Source organism: Paenibacillus sp. OK060, from assembly GCF_900101205.1.
Lineage (GTDB): Bacteria > Bacillota > Bacilli > Paenibacillales > Paenibacillaceae > Paenibacillus > Paenibacillus marchantiae.
Genome location: NZ_FNFR01000004.1, coordinates 146,788 through 170,714 on the forward strand (window position 1 = coordinate 146,788; position 23,927 = coordinate 170,714).

Below are 23,927 nucleotides of genomic sequence, written 5' to 3' on the forward strand. Positions count from 1 at the left end.
TAGAGAAATAGGAGGAAACCTACGATGACAAATACAACGAAGGCACCTGGAGAGACGAAAGTTGGCTTTATCGGTACAGGCGTTATGGGCAAAAGCATGGCAGGGCACATCCAGCAGGCAGGCTATCCGCTCCATGTCTATACGCGCACGGCCGCCAAAGCGGAAGCGTTGGTGAAGGAAGGTGCCGTATGGCATGACACACCAGGCAAACTGGCAGCCGAGTGTGATGTCATCATCACGATGGTGGGGTATCCGAAGGATGTCGAGGAGATTTATCTTGGTGAAGATGGTCTCGTGGCGAACGCCAAACCGGGCTCATACCTGATTGACATGACCACATCCAGTCCACTGCTGGCTGAACGGATCTATGAAGCCGCGGAGGCTAATGGACTGCATGCATTGGATGCACCGGTTTCCGGTGGGGATATCGGAGCAAGGGATGCCAAACTGTCCATTATGGTAGGTGGTAGTACGGAGGCCTTTGAAGCGGTTCGTCCGTTGTTCGAGCAAATGGGCACCAATATTGTGCTGCAAGGCAAGGCGGGGGCAGGACAGCATACCAAAATGTGCAACCAGATCGCCATTGCTTCAGGCATGATGGGTGTTTGCGAGGCACTCGCTTATGCCAAGACATCCGGTCTGGACGCGGAGAATGTGCTGAAAAGCATCGCTACCGGTGCAGCCGGAAGCTGGTCACTTAGCAATCTCGGTCCGCGCATGATCGCAGGTGATTATGAGCCTGGATTCTATGTGAAACATTTTATCAAAGACATGGGTATCGCTCTCGAATCTGCCAAAGCCATGGGTATGAAGACGCCAGGGCTGGCCTTGGCTGAATCCTTGTATCAGGAAATATCCAGCAACGGTCTGGATGAGAAGGGTACACAGGTGCTTTACACATATTATTTACAGGCTTAATCCTAACAACCAAGACAACAGCGTGATCTTTTTCTTCAATAGAAAGGAATGCGCTGTTTTTATAAAAATTCTCCTTCCCGTATGCGTCTAAAGTCACAGTATTGGTTAAATATTGGTATATACTTTAGTTGAACAATGGATTTTTGGTCCTCTTCCCTTTATTTTTGCCCCTCTTTATCCGACATAAGTAATAGAAGTATACATAATGGATGTGCGAAACCCACACTACATAGAACGGAGCTTGCCCATGTTCAAAAAAATCCTGTCTCTGTTCAAGTCACAGCCAGAGCTCGCGAACCAGATCACAGCTTCCGCTTCATCTTTACCGTCAACGGCTCCCATTCCCACGCGTATGGTACGCAGTAGACGCAAAAAAACGAAATCAGATGGAGATTGGACCCGTCAGCCAGAGGAACCAAGCACTGCCCAGCAGCTGCATGCTCTTCCGGGTGAATACAAAGTGCTGAACGACTTGCTTGTTGCCAATACCAAGTCCCGCTCGGGTTACTCATCGATTGATCATGTCGTCATCGGTCCGCGGGGTATCTTCGTGATTGAGACACGAAACCTGACGACGGGTGAGATTCGTGGTGGTCGAAGAGAGGCCAACTGGACAGTCAGCAGCAGCCGAATCAAGATGTACAACCCATTGATGCAGCACCGAGGGCATGTGGAGGCCATTCAGGCACACCTCGGCGATTATAAAAGGGTTCGTCTCGTCTCCATGGTGACCTTCACCAATCGCTGCCGGATCAGTGTTGATCCCGCTGTGAGATATGTCAATTCGGATGAACTGATTATCTATGATCATGAATTGGTGGAGACCATTCTGCGCAAAACGGAAAGGCTTGAGACCGAAGTCCCCGAAACGTTGTATAAAGAACAGGATATTCAGGCGATCTACAACATGCTGTCCGCAGTCAATTCCACGGATCCCCAGATTCGGGCTGATCATATGGAGAAGGCGAAAGGCATTAAATAAGAGGAATCTGAATCTGTGGCAACATCCATGCGCGATGAATTGAAACGAATAATGCAACATAGCCAGTCAGACTTATCAACACGGTTGTCCTTCATGGATGACCGTGTTTTTTTGTTCTCTCCGTAAGTGAGAATAGGACAGGCAGAAATGTAGCATGAGCATGCAGGCACATTGTCTTATACACCCAGTATTTAACTTATGATAAAATAAAGACCAGATTTCATAGTGATCTATCTATGTTATCCGAAAGGATATTTATGGAGTGAACTGTTCATGGATTGAAGTAGAAGTGGATGTAATACAGGTACATACATAAGATAAGGGGAAGATTATACGATATGAGATGGAATCATAGAATCAAAATGTTTACGGCCATTTTCAGCTTGGTTGCCGTTCTGACCGCATGTGGCGGTGGGGCGAAGGAAGCAACAACGAAGGAGCCAATCCAGGATGCTGGTACAGTAGCAACAGCGACCAATAGCTCGGACACATCGACGGCTGACTCGTCGGCTGCAGATACGAATGCAGAAGACTCTGCGGACACCTCCTCAACTTCCGATACAACAGGGGCTTCATCTGAAGAAGGCAAGATCGGAGTGGACTCTACACTGGAGGAATTGAAGCAGAAGTATGCGGACAAGCTTGGCTATATCCGTGTGCCGCTTAATGATCATCCGGTGCGCAGGGTAAGTGAAGAAGGCTCCAAAAATATTAATATCGCCAACTATAGTGATGCGGTAGTGAATATGAACACAGGTATTCCAATCCATTCCGATTCACAGCGTTTGATCGATGATGCCTTTCCTTTTTTCACAACCGTTCAGGCACCAGAAGTATCCTATGTATCATGGGAAGAAGCAACCAATCTGGAGCGTGCCATGGTGAAGACGTTGTTTATCTCTCGTCAGGCGCTGCTACTTACGGAGGATGCCATGAAGAACAAGGATTACACCAGTCAGTCCTTTACGGACTCGATGGAATTTTTCAAGAATGCAGCGGAGTTCGACTCCATGGCACCTGTCGCGCAGCATACGTATGACATCACTTTAACGAAACTTTACGATAAAGCCCGCGAGTCGTGGGCCAAACTGGCTGCAATAGATCCGGAACAGGACGAAGCTGCATTTGCCGAGAAGTATACGGAAGCCAGAACAGAAGCGAATAACGTGATGGGGCTGCTGAACATTTTGCTGTCCACCAATGAAGAAGAACGTTTGGAACAGACGTACGGCAAATAAATGTGATCTGTCGTTGTAAGAGTAAGTTTGCTGTAACTGGAACATTTCAATCGAAAACAAAATCATCGCACCTGGGCAGTCTGCCCAGGTTTTTTTGTTGCAGATGCATGTTCTCTCACCGCCTATTTCAGGTTAATAATAAGAAGGAAAGAAGATATTAGCGATTTGAAGGTTCAAAATGCGATATAATAAGCGTATTGGATACGTGAAATTTTACATAGAGTTATGGAAAGAGACTAACGGAGCTGGCTGCGTGAACATACCAAATCGTCACGAAGATTAAACGCTCTGGGCCGGAGGAATGGTTATGATCAAGCTGTTGTACTACTTGAAGAAGTATCGAGTCGCCGCCATCGCAGCACTGGTCATGATGCTGATTGAATTGACGGTTGAATTGGCTCAACCCTATTTGATCTCGAAGATCATTGATAACGGTATCCAGCAAGGAGATCTGTCAGTGGTTTGGCTATGGGGTGGGGTGCTTGTGGGCAGTGCCGTCGTGGCGTTTGTCGCGGGTATTGCGAGTTCTTTTTTTGCGTCACATGCGAGTCTCGGCTTCGGTTACGATCTGCGGGAGAAGTTGTATGATAAAGTGCAAGCGTTCTCTTATGCGGTGTTTAACCGTTTTGCCACATCATCCTTGATTACCCGATTGACCGGGGACGTTACACAGGTGCAGGATACGGTGTTTATGAGTCTGCGATTCATGACACGTGTACCGCTGGTGGTGATTGGGAGCATGATTATGGCGGTTGTGGTGAATCCGAAGCTGGGTCTGCTGCTCGTTGTGATGGTGCCTGTACTGCTCGTGTTTGTCATCTGGATGATCAAAAAGGCAGCGCTGCTGTTCCGCAATGTGCAGCGCAGACTGGATGCCGTCAACGGAGTCATCCAGGAAAATCTGACAGGCATTCGGCTGATCCGTGTCTTCGTCCGGATGGGCCACGAGATTGAACGCTTTGCCGGATATAGCGGCAAGCTGATGAAGGGCACGATCTCCGCGCTGCGCTTGACGGAGACGACGATGCCATTCATGCTGCTCATGATGAATGGTTGTATCATCGCCGTACTATGGTTTGGACGACGTGACATTACTACCGGAAGTGCAACCGTGGGTGAAGTCGTCGCAGTTATTAACTATCTGCTTCGCACCATTGGCGCCATGTCTGCACTGTCCTGGATTCTGGTGACCTTCTCCAGAGCGAGTGCTTCGGCACAGCGGCTTAACGAAGTTTTTGATACGGAGGAAGTTTCTGAATCAGCTCAAACATTGAATACAGATCGTTCTGCACAAGCTATGAAAGGGAATCCTGTTATCCAGGGTGCAGTTGATTTTCAGGGTGTAGGATTCAGCTATCCGGGCAGTGAAATTACCGTGCTGGAGGATATTACATTCTCAGCCAAACGAGGCGAGCGTATCGCGATCATGGGAGCGACAGGCTCGGGTAAATCCTCACTGGTACAGCTCATTCCAAGGCTTTATACCGAAGATCAAGGCGAGGTTCGTATCGATGGTAATGACGCAGAGCGGTTGGACATTGCCACATTGCGCGGAGCTATCGGTTATGTGCCGCAGGAAGTGGTTCTTTTTACCGGATCGGTAAGGGATAACATCGCCTGGGGCCGGGAGGACGCAACGCTCGAAGAGATTAAGGAAGCAGCGCGGCGTGCCCAGATACACGAGACCATTGAGAAGCTGCCAAATGGCTATGATACACAGCTGGGTCAGCGGGGAGTCAATCTGTCGGGTGGACAGAAGCAGCGGCTCTCGATTGCTCGTGCATTGATTCGTCGTCCAAGCATCTTGATTCTGGATGACAGTACAAGTGCTCTTGATGTAGCCACGGAAGCAAGGCTGCTGGGTGCACTGGAAGATTTATCGTGTACAACGTTTATCATTACGCAGAAGATCAGTTCAACCACCTCTGCCGATCTGATTCTGTTGTTGGACGACGGGCGTCTGATTGGACAGGGGAAACATGAGGATCTGATGGATTCATCTGAATTGTATCGCCGAATCTATGAATCACAATACGGGGAGGGTACACCACATGTTCAAAGCATTCATTGAACCTTTCCGTCAGCCCCCACCGCCGATTGATCCCGAGACGCTGAAGGCAGGTGGAGGTCGTAAGCCGAAGGCACGGGCGAAGAACTGGTCCGGTACGTTAGGCCGGATCTGGGCGTATCTGGCCCGTCGCAAGGTCAAGCTGACGATGGTGCTGTTGATGGTATTTGCCAGTTCCGCGCTCGCTTTGCTTGGACCTTATATGGTCGGTGTAGCTGTGGATAAATTCATTGATGGAGAAGCAACGAGTTCCAGCTGGACGACATTTTTATTGGGCCTGTTGGCAGTCTATGTTCTCTTCTCCTTGTCGTCATGGCTTCAAAATATCTGGATGATTGAAATTGCACAGGAGACCGTATTCCGCATGCGGTATGATCTGTTCTCCCATCTGCACAAACTGCCGATTCCATTCTTCGGCAAGCGTCAGCAGGGGGAGATCATGAGCCGGGTTACCAACGACATTGAGAATGTCAGCGGTACGCTGAACAGCTCAGCGATCCAGATTTTCTCCAGTGTGTTAACACTGATCGGAACGTTTGGCGTGATGCTCTGGTTAAGTCCGCTGCTGACCTTGCTTACATTTATCGTGGTACCGTTGATGGCCATTGGTATGCGCTGGATTACGCGCAGAACCGGGCCGTTGTTCAAACAACGTCAGCGTAATCTCGGCGAACTCAATGGGTACATTGAGGAAACCTTATCCGGACAGAAGATTATCAAGGCTTTCTCGCAGGAAGAACGGGTCATTCGCGGGTTTGAGGAACGAAATACGAAGATCCGGTTGTCCGGTTTCTGGGCACAGACCATCTCCGGTTTTATTCCAAAGCTGATGAATGGCCTGAACAACCTGAGCTTTGCGATTGTCGCAGGCATCGGCGGGATCTTGGCGATTCAAGGTTCCGTTACCGTCGGCGTGATTATCATTTTCGTAGAATATGCCCGTCAGTTTACCCGGCCGCTCAACGATCTGGCCAACCAGTGGAACACGTTGTTGTCTGCGATTGCTGGTGCGGAGCGCGTGTTCGAGGTATTGGATGAGGATGAGGAAGCGAAGGATGAAGGCGCAGCAGTATCTCTCGAAAAGGTGGAGGGAGCCGTTCGCTTCGACAAGGTATCCTTTGGATATGATGAAGGACGCAATATTTTGCGTGAAATTAACTTTGAAGCCAAGCCTGGCGAGATGATTGCTTTGGTAGGTCCGACCGGGGCAGGGAAAACAACATTGATTCAGCTGTTATCCCGCTTCTATGATCCTACATCCGGTACACTAACGGTGGATGGACGTGACATCACGACCATTCGGCGTGAGAATTTGCGCTCGCACATGGCATTTGTCCTTCAGGATTCATTCCTGTTCCAGGGCACGATTCGTGAAAATATCCGTTTCGGCCGCTTGGATGCGACCGATGAAGAGGTGGAAGCTGCTTCGAGGCTGGCGAATGCCCATTCGTTCATCATACGGATGAAGGACGGATACGACAAAGTGCTTCAGGCCGACGGAAGTGGCATCAGTCAGGGACAGAAGCAGCTGCTTGCGATTGCACGGGCAATTCTGGCCGATCCGTCCATTCTAGTATTGGATGAGGCGACCAGCAGTATCGATACCGTCACGGAGATTAAAATCCAGGAAGGGCTGCAGCGCCTGATGCAAGGCCGCACCAGCTTTGTTATCGCTCACAGGCTGAACACGATCCGCCAAGCCGATCGCATTCTTGTCCTGAAGGATGGTCAGCTCCTGGAGCAGGGTTCGCATGATGCATTGCTGGAACAAGGCGGCTTCTACAGCGAACTGTATTACAGTCAGCTGCGGAACAAGGCACAGTAGTAAAAAAGAGGAATTACCTGAATCTTAAGCAGCCATAGCTGCATCAAGTAATCACAATAAAAAAAAAGAAATGCTCTTAATCGACGACTTGTTCCCAGATCTCTATCGGGGAAAGGTCGTCGTTTTTTGAGAGCATTTCTCTTTGTATAACATGGTCCATAATTTGGTTTAGTGTTCTTTCCAGATTCTGAGGCTTCTCCTCAGGAATGTGAGATGTAATGTATCTATAAATTTTTTTGAAAAAAATCAATAATTCAACAGGTGTTGTATCGCAATATATAGAATAACAAGATTATAAAAAAAGGTATTAAAACGGGAAATTATAATATCTCAATGAATTAAGGGGCTGATAAAACTATGGTTAATAGTAAAGTGAAGAAGATAAGTCTGTTTGGTGCAATTTCTGTTACGTTAACCATGATTTTTGTTTGTTCGTATCAAGTCTATCAAAATGTTGAAACGGTACATAATTATTTTTCTCCTAAAACGACTTCAATTCTCGCTCTTAATGTAGAAAATGATGAATGGAACAGTGTTAAATTTAATGGGAATGACTCTGTTAAATTTGATACTGTATTCTGGGATAAAACAATCATTAATGATGCAAACAGTGCGGGTAACATACGGATGAGAGTTAAAGATGAAAAGGGTAATATTGTAATAGCTGAGTTCGAAGTATTTCCAGGAACAAGTAAAAGCTTAAAGGATTTAAATAAGGATCAGCAGTACTACTTCGAGGTAAAAGCTGAAAATGGTCAATTTATCATTAATTTAATATAAGAAGAGGGACTCGGAAAAAAATCTGAGTCTCTCTTCTTTAGCATAATTAGAAAAGGTTTCAAATTATATACCTTCCTGGTCCCAAAAATTCAGAGTTTCAACGTTATGTCCATACAAAGCAGGAATGAGAGCATAGTGCCCTCATTCCTGCTCTTTTTCATCTTCACTAGTCGAAGCAACCTGAGATTACTTTGTTACACTGCTCAGTTTGAACGAGCCGTCGGTCAATTTATTTGTATTGGCAAAATCTACACCAGGTTTATTCGTTTCCGGGTCAATGATCGCAATTGCGATATCATAGGTTCCGGCAGCAAGACTGGAGACCGGAATGGAATCGGTCAGGGTGTAGGTACCCGTTTTCCACGTGGTCAGATTAACGGTTGTTGTTTTCTTGGCGACCACGGTATTGCCGCTGCGCAGTTGAATTTCAACCGGCCAGGCAAACGGGAAGTGCTGTACGCCTTTATTCTCCACCTTAATCATTGTTGTAAACGTGCTTCCGCTAATGGTGGATGGATGCGAAATTTCCTTCACCACAAAATGATATCCCATTCGTTTCTTGAGTGCATCGATATTGGCCTGTAAGGCATGATTCAGAGGAAGCGAGGCAGGGGAATTTGGTCCCAGCCAGCTTGGTTTACTTAGCTCCGTTTGACGCAACGTTTCCGTAAATCCGCTACCGGTAGTTAATGCTGCAAGCATGCCGGAAGCTCCCCCGTAAAATTCGCCGCCTGAGATACGTGTCTCCCAGAAGTTCGCATGTGCAGGCTGCTGTTGACCAATGTCATCCCAATAGCCATTCTGGGTGCCTGTGTACCAGCCCCAATCCGCATCGAAGCTGTCTTTATGTCCAAACACATCGTTGAACATGCCCATGACCATGCCTTTATTATTGGTTTTGGCGAGGGCGATACTGCGCCGGATCAGAACCTGCATTTTGTCCTCTTTGCCAGCAAAGGCATCAATATAATGCTGAACGTATTTGTTCGAGATGTCATTGGTAGGGAAAGCTCCTGTGTAATTGGTTTCACCATTTGGTCCGACATAAGGCCATGTATGGAACTCGCCCCAGTGCCCGAGGGAACCGATCTGGACAAAGGCGACCGGACGATCATTGGTGTTGTATCTTGCCGCAATGGCTTCGATGGCTAATTTGTGCCGTTCTTGCAGATAGGTGGAGTTGTAGTTGGGAGAGAAGCCCATGTTGTTCCCAGTACCCATGCCTCCGGTTGTATCGTTATATACGGTTCCAGGTGATTCTCCACGGGCAATCATGTCATTGTAGAGCCAGTCGGGAATATCTCTGTGAGCCTGTCCTGTCGGGCTGTCCAGAATGAAGCGGAACACCACTTTGACGCCTTTACTTTTCCAGTAGGCAAAATTGTTGGCGGCTTCAATCGCACTAAAATCAAATGTGCCTTTGGTGGACTCGAGCTCCTTCCAAGTCACTCCGGCATATACGAGCCTGTGTGGCTGTGCATAAGTTGTGCTCTTGGCCGAAGGGGCCCAGCCTTTGAATGGATTGTTGAGTGGGCTGTCCAGCTCTACGGGATTCACTACGGTATTGTTCCCCGTACCACCACCTGATCCACCCGAGGTCAGAAGGTAAGCTGGCAGTGTTTGTCCAGACGCGGGCAATCTCGACGAATCCGAGCTGTTGTCAATATACCCGACCCGCACTGTGCTGCCTGCACTGATTTGCAGTGTGGCGAGAGGAATAGCGATCTCAATGACGGTGGAGCTGCGGTAGAATTGGGAGCTGGTCAACGTGCTGTTGAAGTTCCAGACCCAGTCGGTTCCGCTGCCGCCATAGCGATATAAACCCGTATTTTCAAGCAGCCACTCCACACCTGTAACTCCCCAGCCCGCAGCCTGGTAACCGGTTGAAGTATTGTTATCGGTGTTGATCCAGAAGTTGCCCATCGTTGTACTCAGACCAGAGCCTTGAATAAGCAGATAGAGGTTAGTTCCATCATTGGTTACTTTGAGCGTCTGGGCAGTGCCGCTATTGGTGGTGAGAGCACTAACGCTGCTCCAGTCGCTGACATTGCCATCAATGGTGATGGTTGCAGCAGAGGCTTTGGGTAAGGCTGCTGCAGGCAATAGCAGGGTAATCATGAGGACAAAAGCCAAAAACAATCCAAGGCTCCGCTTGCTTCTATCAAATAATCTTGTCATGGTATACCTCCTGAATAATGGATTTTGAATGATGACTCGTTCTGCCCACCCCGAATTTCGTTATGAGGGGAGAGTTAGGAGAGCTCAACTCCTTTCTGATCCACATGAAGTAGCGGAATAGTAACGTTTTATGTAAGAGTCATGTTAGTAATCGGGAAATAAACAACTAAAAAGGTGTGAATTTGGTTTGCGGCAAATATAAAATGTGTTTTTGGTTCTTGGATTCCGTGTCTAAATTGCATTATAGGGGATGAATACGGGAGATTCAACAGATATTTTTCCAGGATTTATTGTGTTTTCTATTGAAAATAGGCTTGTTTCATTGAATTTTGAACATGATTATTCATAACTGGAATAAAATATTTGCCGCAAATAAAATAAATACAAATTAAATTATATGATAATAAAACAAAAATGTAAACGCTTAATTTATGATGAATAAAGAGTTATACTGTTTAGTAGTATATAAAATAGAGTGCAAATATGTTGCCGCAAAATAATATAAAATTTAGCCAAAATCAATTGACAAGGAATAAAAACTATTTTACTATCGTTACATAGTCACAGTCCTGTTAGATTTATTAACATCGAATTGGCTTCATGGCATTTGCCGCAAATTTACGAGCAACGGAGAGTGTAAGCATGGGGAAGATAAAAATGGCTTTTATCGGTGTAGGAGACATGGGGTCACATCATTGCATTGGTTTTGATTTGCTCGAGGATAGTGAGGTTCGTTATATCTGTGATATGAATGAAGCCAATGTGGCACGTACGCTGGCTGAACTCAAGAATAGCAACCCCACCATAGTTAGTGATTATCGTGAACTGCTTGCTAAGGAAGATTTGGATGCGGTGGTTATCAGTGTTCCGAACTATTTGCATCGCGAAGTGTCAGTCGCTTTTCTGGAAGCTGGCAAGCATGTATTTCTGGAGAAACCGGTCGCCCATACCATTGAGGACTGTGATGCCATTATAGAAGCAGCGGAAGCCTCGGGAGGGGTATTGCAGATCGGATTGGTTTATCGATATTCGAATCTGTATCGCCGAATGGAGAAGGAATTGGAGAACGGACGTCTTGGTGATGTGAAATTGATGTGGTGCAAGGAATTCCGTGACCCGTTCCCGCCTGCGGATTGGTTCTATGACAAGACCAAGTCTGGGGGAGCCATTGTAGAGAAGGATTGTCATCACTTCGATATTTTCAACTGGATGATCCAGGCGAAGCCTGTCCGCGTGTTTGCCTCTGGAGGCCAGCATGTCATGAAGCAAGGAGAGCCCAATCGGATTCAGAATTCATACAGTCACTATCCGACGAAAGAAATTTCGGATACCTCCATCGTCGACCATGCATTTATCACCATTGATTATGATAACGGCAGTAAGGCCAATCTGGGCTTGTGCATGTATTTAAAACCGCGCAATCTGATGGGAGAAGGGCTTGAGATTGGCCTGATCGGAGAGAACGGTGGCCAGATGGTTGCCCGTAATGACAAGACGATTGATATCGTTGGCGGGCAGGACTGGACGAAGGACCATCTGGAGATTGATGTGACCTCGGATTCCATTATGGGTGGACACACGGGTGGACAGACCCAACGCATTGATTTTCTGAAATGTGTACAGGAAGGCAGAAAGCCTTTTGCTAGTGCGCAGGTTGGTCGTAACGCGTTGCTTATTGCCCTGGCGGCAGAGAAATCCATTTTGGAAGAACGGTACGTCTATTTAGAAGAAATTTCAGGCTGAGGGGTGTCATCATGAACAGGTTGAGAAAATATGACACACTGCTGTTTTTTCTCTTCATTTTGCCTTGGATTATCGGATTTATCACCTTTTTCCTATTTCCTTTTGGGACTTCGGTTTTCTACGCCTTTACGGATGCGAGACTTCCGGGAGCGACCAACTTCAACTTTGTCGGCATTGATAATTTTACGCACATGATGGATGATCCCATCTTCTTGAAAAGCTTGATGAACACGATGTTTTTCGTTGTATTCGGTGTTCCGATCGTAACGGCAGGTATGCTGGGTCTGGCGATGCTGCTTAATTTCAATGTCAAAGGTATTGCCTTGTTCCGCACCTTCTTCTATTTACCGACCCTGGTGCCCATTGTGGCAACAGTTATTATCTGGCGGCTGGTGTTCAACTCCGAATTCGGCATCCTGAACGCCGGACTTGGCGCGCTGGGTATAGGCAAAGTGGACTGGATTGGCGGGGAGCATACGATCAAGCCAGTCATCATCATGCTTCAGGTCTGGATCTCGGGCAGTGGGGTTCTGATCTTCCTGGCTGCACTGAAAAATGTACCCAGACATTTGTATGAAGCTGCTGCCATTGACGGTGCAAGCGGGATTCGCCGATTTTTCCAGATTACACTGCCGATGATCAGTCCTTCCATCCTGTTTGTCATCATTATTCAGACGATGTATAACTTTCAGATGTTTACGGAAGCGCTGCTGCTATCCAAGGGTGGTCCGAACTACTCTGCTTATACATTTGTCTACAATATTTACAAGTCGGCCTTTACCGATCTGAAATTCAGCATGGCGATGACGCAGTCGATTTTCCTGTTCGCCGTGATCTCGCTTGTCACCCTGATCCTGATGAAAGTATCAAACCGCTTTGTGTATTACGAGGGAGAACGATAGGAGGAGAGTTACATGAACAGCCGAAAAATAGCGGTAAAAGCGTCCCAATATACCATGCTGATCGTAGCATTAATGCTGTTCGCAGGGCCTCTTGTATGGATGCTCTCGACCATGTTGAAAACCAAAGCGGAAACCTACAAGGTACCTCCAACCATCCTGCCAGACACATTCAGTCTGGAAGCCTTTGAACGGTTGTTCGCTGTGCAGCCGATGATGTGGCAGTGGATTCAGAACTCATTTATCATTTCCTTTTTTGTTGCGGCGGGAGCGGTGGTGTCCAGTTCACTTGTCGCTTACGGTTTCTCCCGTTTTGCAACCAAGTATCGGAATATTCTGTTCCCGGTTGTACTTGTTACCTTAATGATCCCTCCATCCATTATGATGATTCCCTCGTACGTTCTTTTTTCTAAACTGAACTGGATTGATACCTGGTTGCCTCTCATTGTGCCAGCCTGGCTCGGAGGCGCCTATTATATCTTCCTGTTCCGACAGTTTTTCATGACCATTCCCCAGGAGCTGGACGAGGCTACATATCTGGACGGCGGCAATCGTTGGACGGTATATGCACGAGTCATTATGCCGCTGTCCAAACCGATTATTATGACGACCATTATTTTTGCCTTTGTGAACTCTTGGCTCGATTTTCTGGGGCCGTTCCTGTATATCAAAAACCCAGAAATGTTCACGCTGAGTGTGGGCTTGCAGCTGCTGATTGGTCAGACGAGCCAGGATTTGCCGGCGCTCGCTGCGGGTGCATTTATCAGTATTGTACCTATCGGTCTGCTGTATCTGTTTGCACAACGTTATATCGTCGAGGGGGTGGTGCTTACGGGCACCAAAGGGTAGAGTGGCTGCCTGCTTTCCGGTTTTCAGGTGAACAGGACTTATTGATATGACTTAAAGGGGAGCTGTGTATATGAGAGCGAAGAGTAAACGGCTATTCAATGTTTGGGCACTTGTACTTGCTACAATGGTGGTGATCAGTGGATGTGGAAACGGGGGATCGTCCGAAAACGCCGACTCTTCTGGTTCCGGCGGCAGCCAGAGTGAACCTGTAACAATCACATACTCCCAGTGGGGGACGGCAGAAGAGCTTCATCGTACACAGGAACTGTTGGATCAGTTCATGAAGGCCAATACCGATATTAAGGTCAAACTCGAAGGCAAGGATTGGGGCAGCTACTGGGACGGACTGACAGCGAATGCAGCAGGGGGCACACTTCCGGACGTGTTCAAAACGAGTTATGCATACGTGGAGAAATACGCCGAGCTGGGCATTTTCAAGGAATTGGACGGCTTGCTCGCGGAAAATCAGTTTGATCTGAACAATGTGGACAAAAGTCTGCTCGGTCTTCACCAATATCAGGGCAAACAAGTATCCTTGCCTATCGATGCCAACGTCATCGTATGGTATTACAACAAAGCGATCTTTGAGAATGAAGCCACGAACCCTCATAAAGCTCCCGTTCCATCGCTTGAGCCAACTTGGGATGAAATTACCGACATTGCAACCAAGCTGACGCTGGATAAGAACGGGAAAAGCGCAGACGAAGCGGGTTTTGATGCCGGAAACATTGTGCAGTGGGGCTTGTCCATTTCACCGGGATCAACGATGGATTGGTTTCTGGAGCCAGAGCTGTGGTCCAACGGAGCGAAGCTGGTGAATGACGATGGTTCCCTTGCGCTTGAGACACCTGAAGCGATGGAAGTGCTAAACTATTTTATCGATATGACCAAAAACAAAAAGATTAACACCACACCTGCACAGATTGAAGGTTTAGGTGGACAGGTGAATCTTGCGATCACTACATCCAAAGTAGCGATGAATCCGGGTGGCAGCTGGAATACAACCAACTACCAGGAGGCGGGCGTGGATTACGGTATCTCCTATCTGCCGAAATTCAAAACCAACCAAACCGTTGTTCAGCCAGCAGGTCTTGCCATCAGCTCCAATACAAAGCATGAAGAGGCAGCTTACAAGCTGCTCGCTTGGCTAGCAGGTCCGGAAGGACAGACAGAACTGGCGAAACAGGGATACTCGATTCCCGCGAACAAGGCCGCAGCGGATGCTTATATTGCCACTGTAGGTGAAGATAATAAAATCTTCCTGGATGCGCAGCAGTATGGCATTGTATCTCCCTTTACAACCAAGAAAACCGATCTGGTCTGGACGTATGGTGAGCAATCACTCAAACTTCCACTTGCCGGAGATGGTGATCTGAACGCAGCGCTTAAGGATTTGGCCTCCAAGATGCAATAAGCAGATAAAGAGGTGGCAAAGCTTCATACGTTTTCTTAAAAAGAATTAAAATTGCGGCAGTTATGGGGGACAGCAAGCTCCCTGACTGCCGCTATTATTTTATAAAAGACTGCGCCTGTGCACCATTTCATTGACTTCTGTCCAGTAGAAATATAGAATTATATTTGCCGCAAATTTGTGTTTGCAGAGATGAAATTGCCCCAATACGAATGGGGTTTAAATACATAGGTTGAGAAAGGTGGGGGACTTCACATGGCAAAATTGAAGGATATTGCAGACCGCGTTGGTGTATCGATCTCTACCGTTTCACGTGTGATGAAGAACGATGTCAATCGATCAGTCAGCGATGAAACCCGCAAAAAAATATGGGACACCGCTGAGGAACTGGGCTATCGTTCACAGCGTCCGGCCAAGAAGAAGAAGGTCCAGCCCAAAACGGCATATGCGATCGGCTGTGTGGTGGCTATTCCCCAAAATAAATACAACAGTCCTTATTTTTCAGTCATTATGGAAGGGATTGAGAAGCAGCTTGCTGAAGCAGGCATGCGCCTGGAATTTGTGTATAGCATCGAAAACGATGGGGATATTGTTCAGTTGCAGTCTCTGGTGAAGGAACATCAGATTGATGGCATGATTGTGGTGGAACGGATTGATCCGGAAGCCTATCGCTGGCTTAAGACCAATGTAAGGACTGTTGTGGGTGTGGATATTACGGACCCGGACATTCCGGTCGTCGGTTATGATCGTGAAGAGGCTGCGAGGGAGGCAACGAATCATCTGATTGCCCAAGGTCATCGGATCATTGCTTACATTGGCGGAGCAGAATTCAAGAATGATTTTCTGGAGGAAAAACGATTTCTTGGTTACCGGCGTGCCATGACGGATGCGGGATTACCTATTGATCATGATTGGGTGATCGATGTGAAATGGGATGTTTCTCTGAGTTATGAATTGACCAAGCAGGCATTTACCAACAATGCGAACAGACCTACAGCCATCTTTGCAGCCAGTGATATGATGGCAATTGCGGCCATGCGTGCTGCAACCGAACAAGGGCTCCGCATTCCGGAGGATATCGCCTTTTTTGGGGTAGATAATATTGAAATATCCGAATTCACTTCTCCCCCGTTGTCGACCATTCATGTACCCAAGCTGGAGATGGGTATGTTCGCGGTTAAACAGCTGCTCGATTATCTGGATCATCCGTATGAAGTGGCTGTCAAAATGATCGTCCCGTACCGCTGCATATTCCGCCAGTCTTCCAATGGCAAAATAGAATAGCTTTTAACCAAAGAGTTCCCTTGTCCAGACTTGGACGAAAGGAACTCTTTGGTTATAAATTAATCGTAGATCACATTTTTCCCTTCTTCACTTAATTTTTTTAAAGATGTAAGCATATGATTGATCTCTTCATCGGAGTGTCTCTCCCATAAAGCTAATTCAGCTACTATTTTTAGAGGTGATTTAGATCTGTATGAGCGTGTTGGGTTGCCGGGAAATTTTTTATCCGTTAAGTTAGGATCATTTTCAAAATCTCCTAGTGGTTCTACAATGTAGATTCTTTCTTTTGCATTCGTTTTTGCTAATTCAGCACCCCACTTGGCAGCATTTAATGTTGCCGTAAAGTAAATATGGTTAGATTTTTTATCTTGGTAATTGGATAAGTATAGCGGTTCTAATACATCTCCAATGTTCAGTTCTGCTTTAGTACCATGAAAAAAGGGTCCATTATCTAAGACATTTTTTTGGTCATCCATACTGATGCACCTCTTTTTTTAGATTTGTATTAAGCAGTATAGTGTAGGAATCGCCAAAAAAACAGTCTATAAAAAACATAAAAATAAAGGTATAATCTAAGTAGAGGGAACGATATTGAGCGAAAATTACCTATATAAGCTGAATTAAAGGTTATGGTTTGACATGGGAAAATGAACCATTTGTCTTAACGTTATTTCAAAAAGCATGGAGCAGACTGCACATTGGCAGGCTGCTCTTTTTTTATAACATTCTGGACAATTTCCGGTATTCCCGGGGGGAAATGCCCTCATATCTGCGGAACATGCGGCTGAAATAATGAATGTCCGGGTAACCACTTTGTACACCGACAGCCTCAATGGAATGATCGGTTTCTCGCAATAGTTTGCGTGCCTCACTCAGGCGGATGGATTGAATGTATTCGTTGGGAGGCATACCCGCAATCTGTTTGAACAATTTGGCCATATGATCCACACTCAGGTTCAATTGTTTGGCGATGCCCGAATTGGTCCACGGGTCGGAAGGGGCGGCCTCTATACGTTTCATGAGTTCGAGCAGCTTCTCTCCGTGTACCGAATCATGGCGTGACGAACTTCGCCAGGATGAACGCAGGAGATGGGTCAATATTTGCAGCATCAAGGCTTTACATACCAGTTCATATCCCGGTAGGCGCATCGTAAATTCATGTACCAATTGCTCCATAAGCTGCACGGTAGCTGGAGAAGGGGTATACACCGGGTTGATAGATAGCGGCGTCATGCCCTCTGCGCAAGCTTCCACTGCAAATTTATGGTGCAGAACAGTCTCTTCGTTAACAACCATATCTGCCTCGGTCTGAATGGTCAATTCGTTGAAGAAATCAAAATGAATGCCAATGAAACGTGCTTCCGGGCTCGAAACCACCTCATTCTGATGATAGACACCGGCAGATAGCAAGATTAGCTGACCTGCCTTCAAAATATGGTGTTTATCCTTCATATAAGTTGCAGCTTCACCTTGAGAGACGTACAGAAGTTCAAAATCATACAAACGCCGCTTTGCCAGCTTGCCGGGAGGAAGACTCTGGAACTGAGCATAATGCACGTTGGGAGACCATTCTTTGTAAGTGACGGTTCGTTGCAGAGGATATACCGCTTGCTGGAGAGACATAAATTCCATCTCCTTTTTCAATGAGATTGGCACAAACAGATTTAATTAAAACTGAACGGAATTGTGCAAATAATCTCTTTATCTCCTAAATAAATAATCAGGTAATTTATTTATAATATATGTATTATCACATGTTCTTACGAGAGTGACAATATCACGGATTAAGCTAAAAAAGGAGAGGATTCAGATGGACTCTCTCCCTGTGGACCGGAGCACGAGTTATTGCTGCGAACCACTTAGGTCAGTTGCACAGAGTGGATTCCCCTCGACTGCGGATTGGGAACGATGTGTTCCAGTGGAACTGGTGGACACGGTAACAGGCAGACCACCTCATCAATCCACAGAAGTCCGTTTTGGCTGGAGTCCCGAATATTTGCATATTCGGTTTGTATGCCAGGATGATCACGTTGTATCTGATTTCACGGAAAGGGATCAGCCATTGTATGAGCAGGATGTGGTTGAACTGTTCATTGATGAACAGGGCGATGGCAGGAATTACATCGAACTGGAGGTCAGTCCGCACAACGTAATATTTGATGCACTCATTCACAATAACAGCGAAGGTTCCGAATTGAAGGCAGATGTAACCTGGCAGCTGGAGGGGTTGCAAACGGCTGTAGAAGTGGATCGTCAGGGCCATCGGGTGTATTTGATCCATATTCCAGCGAGTAACTTCAAGTCGCCCCTGACTAAAGGCGTATGCTGGAGGATCAATGTTTACCGCATTGATGAGAATGTGCAGGGAGATCGGGAGTATCAGGCATGGCAGCCCACGGGGGCTGTAAACTTTCATTTACCTGCCCGGTTTGGTCATTTTCAATTAGGATAGCTACGCGATGCTGAACAGGTATTCATATTTTGAAGGAGGGTATTCGGATGAAAAAAGGGATTAACATATGGTCGTTTCCAGGAGAGGCATCTATTGCGGATTGTATTCAGACGGCGAAGCAAGCTGGCTTTGAGGGGATTGAACTTTCGCTTAATGGAGAAGGCGAGCTGAGTCTGTCTGCCACGGATCAGGAGGTTCGTGATATTCAGGGACGTCTCGAAGAGGCCGAACTCGAAATCGCGGGACTAGCAACCGGATTGTACTGGGATTACCCGATGACGAGCGCTCGTCCAGAGATCCGAACGAAAGCTCTGGATGTGTGTAAAAAACAGCTGGAGCTTGCCGCAGCATTTGGTGTGGATACCATTCTGGTCATTCCGGGTGCGGTTGGTGTGGACTTTATTCCAGATAGCGAAGTGACGGATTATGAAGTTGCTTACGAACGAGCGCAAGAAGCCCTTGCGCATCTGCTGCCGTACGCGGAAAGTGCTGGAGTATCGATTGGTATTGAGAACGTATGGAACAAATTCTTGGTGTCACCGCTTGAGCTGCGTACCTTTATTGATTCTTTTAGCTCAGATTATATAGGTTCGTATTTCGATGTGGGCAATGTGGTGCAGAATGGTTACCCAGAGCAGTGGGTTCGCATTCTGGGTCACCGGATCAAGAAAGTGCACTTCAAGGATTACCGGCGTCAAGCGGGAGGACTTCATGGATTTGTGGATCTGCTGGCTGGAGATGTGAATTATCCGGCGGTTATGCAGGCATTACAGGATATTGGTTATGACAACTACGTGACTGCCGAGATGATTCCGCCATACACCCATCATTCGAAACAGATCATATTCAATACATCCAAAGCGATGGATGCTATTCTTGGACGTTCTCAGGGTTAAGTACAGATAACAACGTTTATTCGATATAAAATCTATTTTTATGGGAGGTAAAAACATGTTAAAAGTGGGATTGATCGGTTTTGGGTTTATGGGACGTATGCATTTTGACAACTATGTACGCCTTGCCTCAGAAGGGGAACCCGTGGAATTGGTAGCCATCTGCGATCTGAGAATAGAGGAACTGAAGAACGGTAAAGCAGCCGGCAATATGGCGACGGAGCAAGAGGTATATGATCTCACACCTTATCGTTTGTACGACAACATCGACGCAATGCTGGAACAAGAAGAACTGGATATCATTGATATTACGCTGCCTACGCCACTGCATGCTGAACTAACGTGTTCCTTGCTGGAGAAAGGCTTTCATGTGCTGTGTGAGAAGCCGGTTGCGCGCCATTCGGCGGAAGGCTGGAAGATGGCACAGACGGCCAAAGCGACCGGGAAAACACTGATGATTGGTCAATGTTTACGCTTCTGGCCAGCCTATGCGTATCTGAAATCCGTAGTAGAAGACGGGCGTTATGGAGCGGTCAACGCAGGTTATTTCTTCAGGGGTTCAGGTTTGCCTCAAGAGTGGTTTTTGGATGGGGAGAAAAGCGGTGGCTGCATATTAGATATGCACATCCATGATGCGGATATTATTCACTGGGTGTTTGGCAAACCGGATCAAGTATCCACGCTGGCTCGCAACGTCATTCCGGGAAGCGGCTATGATACCGTGTCGACCAATTATGTATACCCTGACGGAAAAGTACTGAATGCCCAAGCGGACTGGACGCTGGGGGGAGACTACGGTTTCTCGATGACCTATCGCGTTAATTTGGAGCAGGGGAATCTGGTCTTTGAGAATGGTGAGCTGAAAGTAAATCCGAACGATGCTCCCGGTTTCGTCGCTGAGCTGTCACCCGACTCGGGATATTACCACCAACTCAAATATTTTATCCAGTCTGTTCAAGCAGGTACGCCTGTATCTGTATGTACACCGGAAAGTGCAACAGGTACACTTGAGTTAATTGAAGCCGAGATGCGCTCGGCGGATGAGCGGGGGGCATTGGTTTCATTATAATAGAAAGAGCAGAACCTGTGATGCAGGTTCTGCTCTTTGCATTTCTGAAGTAGTACGGTCTTTGAAAAGAGAGGATTTATGAATTTATTTATATTCTTTTAAACTTTCGTTATTCATTGTGCGTTCAATTTCGGCAAGTCTACTATTAATTCTCTTGATCTTATTATTCATAGTAATCAAAAAGTAAACTAGAGATATAATGCCTATAATAAAAACGAATTGAATTATAGTTGCAGACCATATAAAGCTCATTCGTACACCTCCCGAATTTCTGTTGATTAACTATAATTATACATAATTTGGGAGGCGTACGATGAGAAAATTAATTTTATGATCTTGTGGTAATGATTATACTTCTTCAATTACAGTAATTACTCCGTACTATCCAACAACCCGCCAGTTATTCGCCTGCTCCACTGTTAGTGGTTGATGTCTGCGAATATAATCCTCCACCAGTGCCGCCATATCCGTGGCGCCTTCATGAAGTACCTTTTTGCCTGGATACATCGCATAATCACCGCCACCTGCTGCGCGATAACTGTTCATCACTACAGAGTACGTCGCGTCCACAGCAACAGGTATGCCCTCACGTTCCAGCTTCACCACACGACTTCCCACAGGTTTGGAGATATTCAGCTCATATTCGACGCCCGCCCACATGTCATAATTATAATGCTGTGGTTTCGGCTGCATGTAAGCAGGATTAACGACAACTTCGCCTGATGTCTCCACTTCAAAGTAACGCGCCGTTTGCTCTAATGCATCCCGAATTTCCTGACCACGAAGCTCCAGCACCGTTAGTGTATTGGGATAGATAAAGTTAGACAACACATCCCGGATGGTAATGAGGGAACCGAACCCACGGGCCTCTTCACTGAGTAATGCGGTATTCGATATTTGTGCTCCCGTTGCTTCCATCTGCACCTGATGTACAAAAGAAATAAAGGGATGCGCCGCGAGCCGCAATGCGGCAGGATCGGTGATGGATAAGTCTCCGGCTACCTCGCCAATCGGCTGGTCCAGCCATGCCTGTGCTTTTGCTTCCAACTCGTCCGTCAGTTTCATAACAGCCGCATCGGGCTGTACATCACTATCTTCATCCAAGAGCAACAAGCGAGCCTGTTTTCCGGCAATCTGCCACTTTCCATTCGATAACCGCTCCAACTGGGCGGATACATGACCCACACCGTTCCCACTAAATCCAGGCTGAACCACGGTCACACCATGTATTTCAGCGGTAAGCTGACGGTGTTGATGTCCGGTAAGCAGAACGTCAATCCCTTCAATGTCACGGCAGATCGCGTACGCCTGATTTTCCCCGGTTAACCGCTCAGCAGGTTCGCCTGTCTCCAGGTCACTCTCAAAACCACCATGGTAACTGACCACGAGCACATCCGGCTGTTCATGTTCACGAATATAACCAACCCACCCTCGAATAGTCTCCATAGCATCAAGGAACTGTAAACCTTCTATATTTTTCGGATGCTCCCAATTCGGAATATAGTGCGTCGTTGCGCCCAGCAAAGCAATTTTAACGCCTGAAGACAAGGTTTTGATCAGATAGGGAGGACCGAAGGCGGGAATGGCTGCTCCAGTAGGTGCAGTGTGTAGAACATCTTCGTCAGGCTTTCCTTCATTAACAATATTTGCAGATAGCCAAGGGAAATGGGAATCTTCAATTGCTTTACGCAGCAAGTCCTGGCCGTAGTTGAATTCATGGTTGCCCATTACGGCAGCATCATAGCCCAGTTCATTCAGAACATTAATGAAGGGATGCACTTCGTGATTCGAAACAAAGGAAGCAGCATACGAGGCCAAAGGAGAGCCCTGCAACAGATCACCGTTATCCACGAGCAGCAGTTCGGGTGAACGATCCCGTTCACGCCGGATCAGCGAAGCAAGCAAAGCAAGTCCGGCTGGACGATAGGCATTGGTGTTGTAATGTATGGGACGAATGGCCCCATGAAGGTCACTGGTTACCATGATGTCGAAGTTTGCCGTAGTTGTTATGGATGTCATTTTACAATCTCCTCTAAATATATAAGTTTAAACATATCAAATCACAGGTCATTCTAGCGGCAGAGTACAAGGGAATTCACCATTTCTACTTGTATTATCAACTGTAATGAGGCTATTCTAACAGATCAAAGCCGCTCTGACAGCCTGACAGGAAACTTTACAAAACTCCAAATTTCGTTTCACATCGCGCAAATAATTGACGACTATAGTAGACAAGTAATGAAAAATAGAAACTCTTTGGAGGGTGTTCGCTTGAAGAAGTCTGCTTTATTTTTACCATTGTTGATTTTGGTTCTGTTTCTAAGTGCTTGTGGGTCTAACAGTAGTACAACAGGTTCGGCTAACGGGGCTGATACGAGCTCGGATTCATCCAGTACTGACACGGCAGAGACAGACAAAGCCGCTGAAGGTTATGTGCCGACTGAGCTGACTGTACAATTCGTTCCATCACAAAATGCAGATACACTCGAAGCCAAAGCAAAACCGCTCGAGAAGCTGCTGGGTGACAAATTGGGTATCCCGGTGAAGGTCAGCGTATCCACAGACTACAACACAATTATTGAAGCAATGGCTTCCAATAAAGTGGACGTAGGTTTCCTGCCTCCGACGGCTTATGTACTTGCCAAAGAAAAAGGCGCAGCTGAAGTTATTCTTCAGGCACAACGTTTTGGTGTAAATGATGAGACTGGCGCTCCAACTGAGGAACTGGCAGATTCGTATAAATCCATGATTATTGTGAAAAAAGACTCGCCGATCCAATCCGTTGAGGATCTGAAAGGCAAAAAAATCGCTTACCAGAACGTAACTTCTTCTGCAGGTTATGTATGGCCGGCAGCCCTGTTGCTCGACAGAGGCATTAATCCTTTGAAAGATGTACAGGCAATCACGGTTAAAGGCCATGACCAAGGTGTGCTGGCAGTGCTGAACGGCGACGTTGATGCCGCAGCGATTTTCCAGGATGCTCGTAACACTGTAGTGAAAGACTACCCGACTGTATTTGAAGATACGCGTGTACTGGCGTTCACTGAGCCGATTCCTAACGATACCATCACAGTACGTACAGACATGAATGCAGATTGGACAGCGAAGATCAAACAAGCATTCATCGACATCGGTAAAGATCCACAAGGTCACGAAATTATCAAAGAAATCTACACACACGAAGGTTATGTAGAGTCTGATGACAGCAAGTTTGATATCGTTCGTGAGTACGGGGAGAAAGTAAAAACCGAGTAGTTCTCTGTTCAAGAAATATCGTGATGGATTGATCGCATTGTATTGCATTGATTATCTTTTCATTGGATAACTTCATCGGTTCA

General features: G+C 46.7%; 19 protein-coding genes. 15 read left to right on the top strand and 4 right to left on the bottom strand.

All coding sequences use genetic code 11. The features are described 5' to 3' along the window. The first annotated feature begins 24 nt into the window (after positions 1-24). From BLS14_RS15880 to BLS14_RS15905, 6 genes are all read left to right on the top strand, one after another. Positions 25-918 carry an NAD(P)-dependent oxidoreductase gene (locus BLS14_RS15880; protein WP_064640470.1) on the top strand — a complete coding sequence of 298 codons (894 nt, stop codon included), beginning with the start codon at positions 25-27 and terminating at the stop codon, positions 916-918. 247 nt (positions 919-1,165) lie between these two features. After that, the gene (locus tag BLS14_RS15885) at positions 1,166-1,900 is read left to right on the top strand and encodes a nuclease-related domain-containing protein (protein WP_063565963.1); all 735 of its coding nucleotides are present in this window, start codon (positions 1,166-1,168) and stop codon (positions 1,898-1,900) included. A 338-nt stretch (positions 1,901-2,238) separates the two neighbouring features. Beyond that, entirely contained in the window at positions 2,239-3,138 is a 900-nt protein-coding gene (locus BLS14_RS15890; protein WP_090952854.1) for a hypothetical protein, read from the top strand. A gap of 307 nt (positions 3,139-3,445) precedes the next feature. Then, complete coding sequence (locus BLS14_RS15895; RefSeq protein WP_090952856.1) at positions 3,446-5,209, top strand: ABC transporter ATP-binding protein; 1,764 nt, start codon at positions 3,446-3,448, stop codon at positions 5,207-5,209. Beyond that, a complete protein-coding gene (locus BLS14_RS15900; RefSeq protein ID WP_090952858.1) occupies positions 5,190-7,031 on the top strand; it encodes an ABC transporter ATP-binding protein in 1,842 nt (613 codons plus the stop codon). Before BLS14_RS15895 ends, BLS14_RS15900 begins: the two co-directional genes overlap by 20 nt. Positions 7,032-7,388: 357 nt before the next feature. Continuing rightward, positions 7,389-7,811, top strand: a complete 423-nt coding sequence (locus tag BLS14_RS15905; protein ID WP_090952860.1) for a hypothetical protein — start codon at positions 7,389-7,391, stop codon at positions 7,809-7,811. 186 nt (positions 7,812-7,997) lie between these two features. Here the strand turns inward: BLS14_RS15905 and BLS14_RS15910 are convergent, their stop codons facing one another. After that, complete coding sequence (locus BLS14_RS15910) at positions 7,998-9,989, bottom strand: DUF4832 domain-containing protein (protein ID WP_090952862.1); 1,992 nt, start codon at positions 9,987-9,989, stop codon at positions 7,998-8,000. A gap of 642 nt (positions 9,990-10,631) precedes the next feature. Between BLS14_RS15910 and BLS14_RS15915 the strand changes: the two genes are divergently transcribed. The 5 genes from BLS14_RS15915 to BLS14_RS15935 all read left to right on the top strand — a co-directional run bounded on the left by BLS14_RS15915 (position 10,632) and on the right by BLS14_RS15935 (position 16,175). Beyond that, positions 10,632-11,732 carry a Gfo/Idh/MocA family protein gene (locus BLS14_RS15915; protein WP_072735120.1) on the top strand — a complete coding sequence of 367 codons (1,101 nt, stop codon included), beginning with the start codon at positions 10,632-10,634 and terminating at the stop codon, positions 11,730-11,732. 11 nt (positions 11,733-11,743) lie between these two features. Continuing rightward, positions 11,744-12,634 (top strand): carbohydrate ABC transporter permease, encoded by an 891-nt coding sequence (locus BLS14_RS15920; protein WP_072735121.1) that lies wholly within the window; start codon positions 11,744-11,746, stop codon positions 12,632-12,634. A 12-nt stretch (positions 12,635-12,646) separates the two neighbouring features. Beyond that, the gene (locus BLS14_RS15925) at positions 12,647-13,480 is read left to right on the top strand and encodes a carbohydrate ABC transporter permease (RefSeq protein WP_053784043.1); all 834 of its coding nucleotides are present in this window, start codon (positions 12,647-12,649) and stop codon (positions 13,478-13,480) included. A 70-nt stretch (positions 13,481-13,550) separates the two neighbouring features. Beyond that, a complete protein-coding gene (locus BLS14_RS15930; protein ID WP_064640458.1) occupies positions 13,551-14,894 on the top strand; it encodes an ABC transporter substrate-binding protein in 1,344 nt (447 codons plus the stop codon). A 252-nt stretch (positions 14,895-15,146) separates the two neighbouring features. After that, a complete protein-coding gene (locus BLS14_RS15935) occupies positions 15,147-16,175 on the top strand; it encodes a LacI family DNA-binding transcriptional regulator (RefSeq protein WP_063565955.1) in 1,029 nt (342 codons plus the stop codon). Between the two features lie 59 nt (positions 16,176-16,234). On the opposite strand, the gene arr is transcribed toward BLS14_RS15935, so the two are convergent. Together arr and BLS14_RS15945 are read right to left on the bottom strand one after the other, a co-directional pair. Further along, entirely contained in the window at positions 16,235-16,651 is a 417-nt protein-coding gene (gene arr / locus BLS14_RS15940) for an NAD(+)--rifampin ADP-ribosyltransferase (protein ID WP_072735123.1), read from the bottom strand. Positions 16,652-16,892: 241 nt separating this feature from the next. Further along, entirely contained in the window at positions 16,893-17,798 is a 906-nt protein-coding gene (locus BLS14_RS15945) for a helix-turn-helix transcriptional regulator (protein WP_072735124.1), read from the bottom strand. 187 nt (positions 17,799-17,985) lie between these two features. Here BLS14_RS15945 and BLS14_RS15950 point away from each other — a divergent pair, with 187 nt between their 5' ends. The 3 genes from BLS14_RS15950 to BLS14_RS15960 are packed head-to-tail and all read left to right on the top strand — an operon-like array spanning position 17,986 to position 20,589. Further along, positions 17,986-18,627, top strand: a complete 642-nt coding sequence (locus tag BLS14_RS15950; RefSeq protein WP_072735125.1) for a carbohydrate-binding family 9-like protein — start codon at positions 17,986-17,988, stop codon at positions 18,625-18,627. Between the two features lie 47 nt (positions 18,628-18,674). Continuing rightward, positions 18,675-19,523, top strand: a complete 849-nt coding sequence (locus BLS14_RS15955) for a sugar phosphate isomerase/epimerase family protein (RefSeq protein ID WP_072735126.1) — start codon at positions 18,675-18,677, stop codon at positions 19,521-19,523. Between the two features lie 55 nt (positions 19,524-19,578). Then, positions 19,579-20,589, top strand: a complete 1,011-nt coding sequence (locus BLS14_RS15960; RefSeq protein WP_072735127.1) for a Gfo/Idh/MocA family protein — start codon at positions 19,579-19,581, stop codon at positions 20,587-20,589. Positions 20,590-20,970: 381 nt separating this feature from the next. On the opposite strand, the gene BLS14_RS15965 is transcribed toward BLS14_RS15960, so the two are convergent. Next, complete coding sequence (locus tag BLS14_RS15965; protein WP_090952864.1) at positions 20,971-22,608, bottom strand: bifunctional metallophosphatase/5'-nucleotidase; 1,638 nt, start codon at positions 22,606-22,608, stop codon at positions 20,971-20,973. A 252-nt stretch (positions 22,609-22,860) separates the two neighbouring features. Here BLS14_RS15965 and BLS14_RS15970 point away from each other — a divergent pair, with 252 nt between their 5' ends. Continuing rightward, complete coding sequence (locus BLS14_RS15970; protein WP_072735129.1) at positions 22,861-23,844, top strand: phosphate/phosphite/phosphonate ABC transporter substrate-binding protein; 984 nt, start codon at positions 22,861-22,863, stop codon at positions 23,842-23,844. The last annotated feature ends 83 nt before the right edge of the window (positions 23,845-23,927 follow it).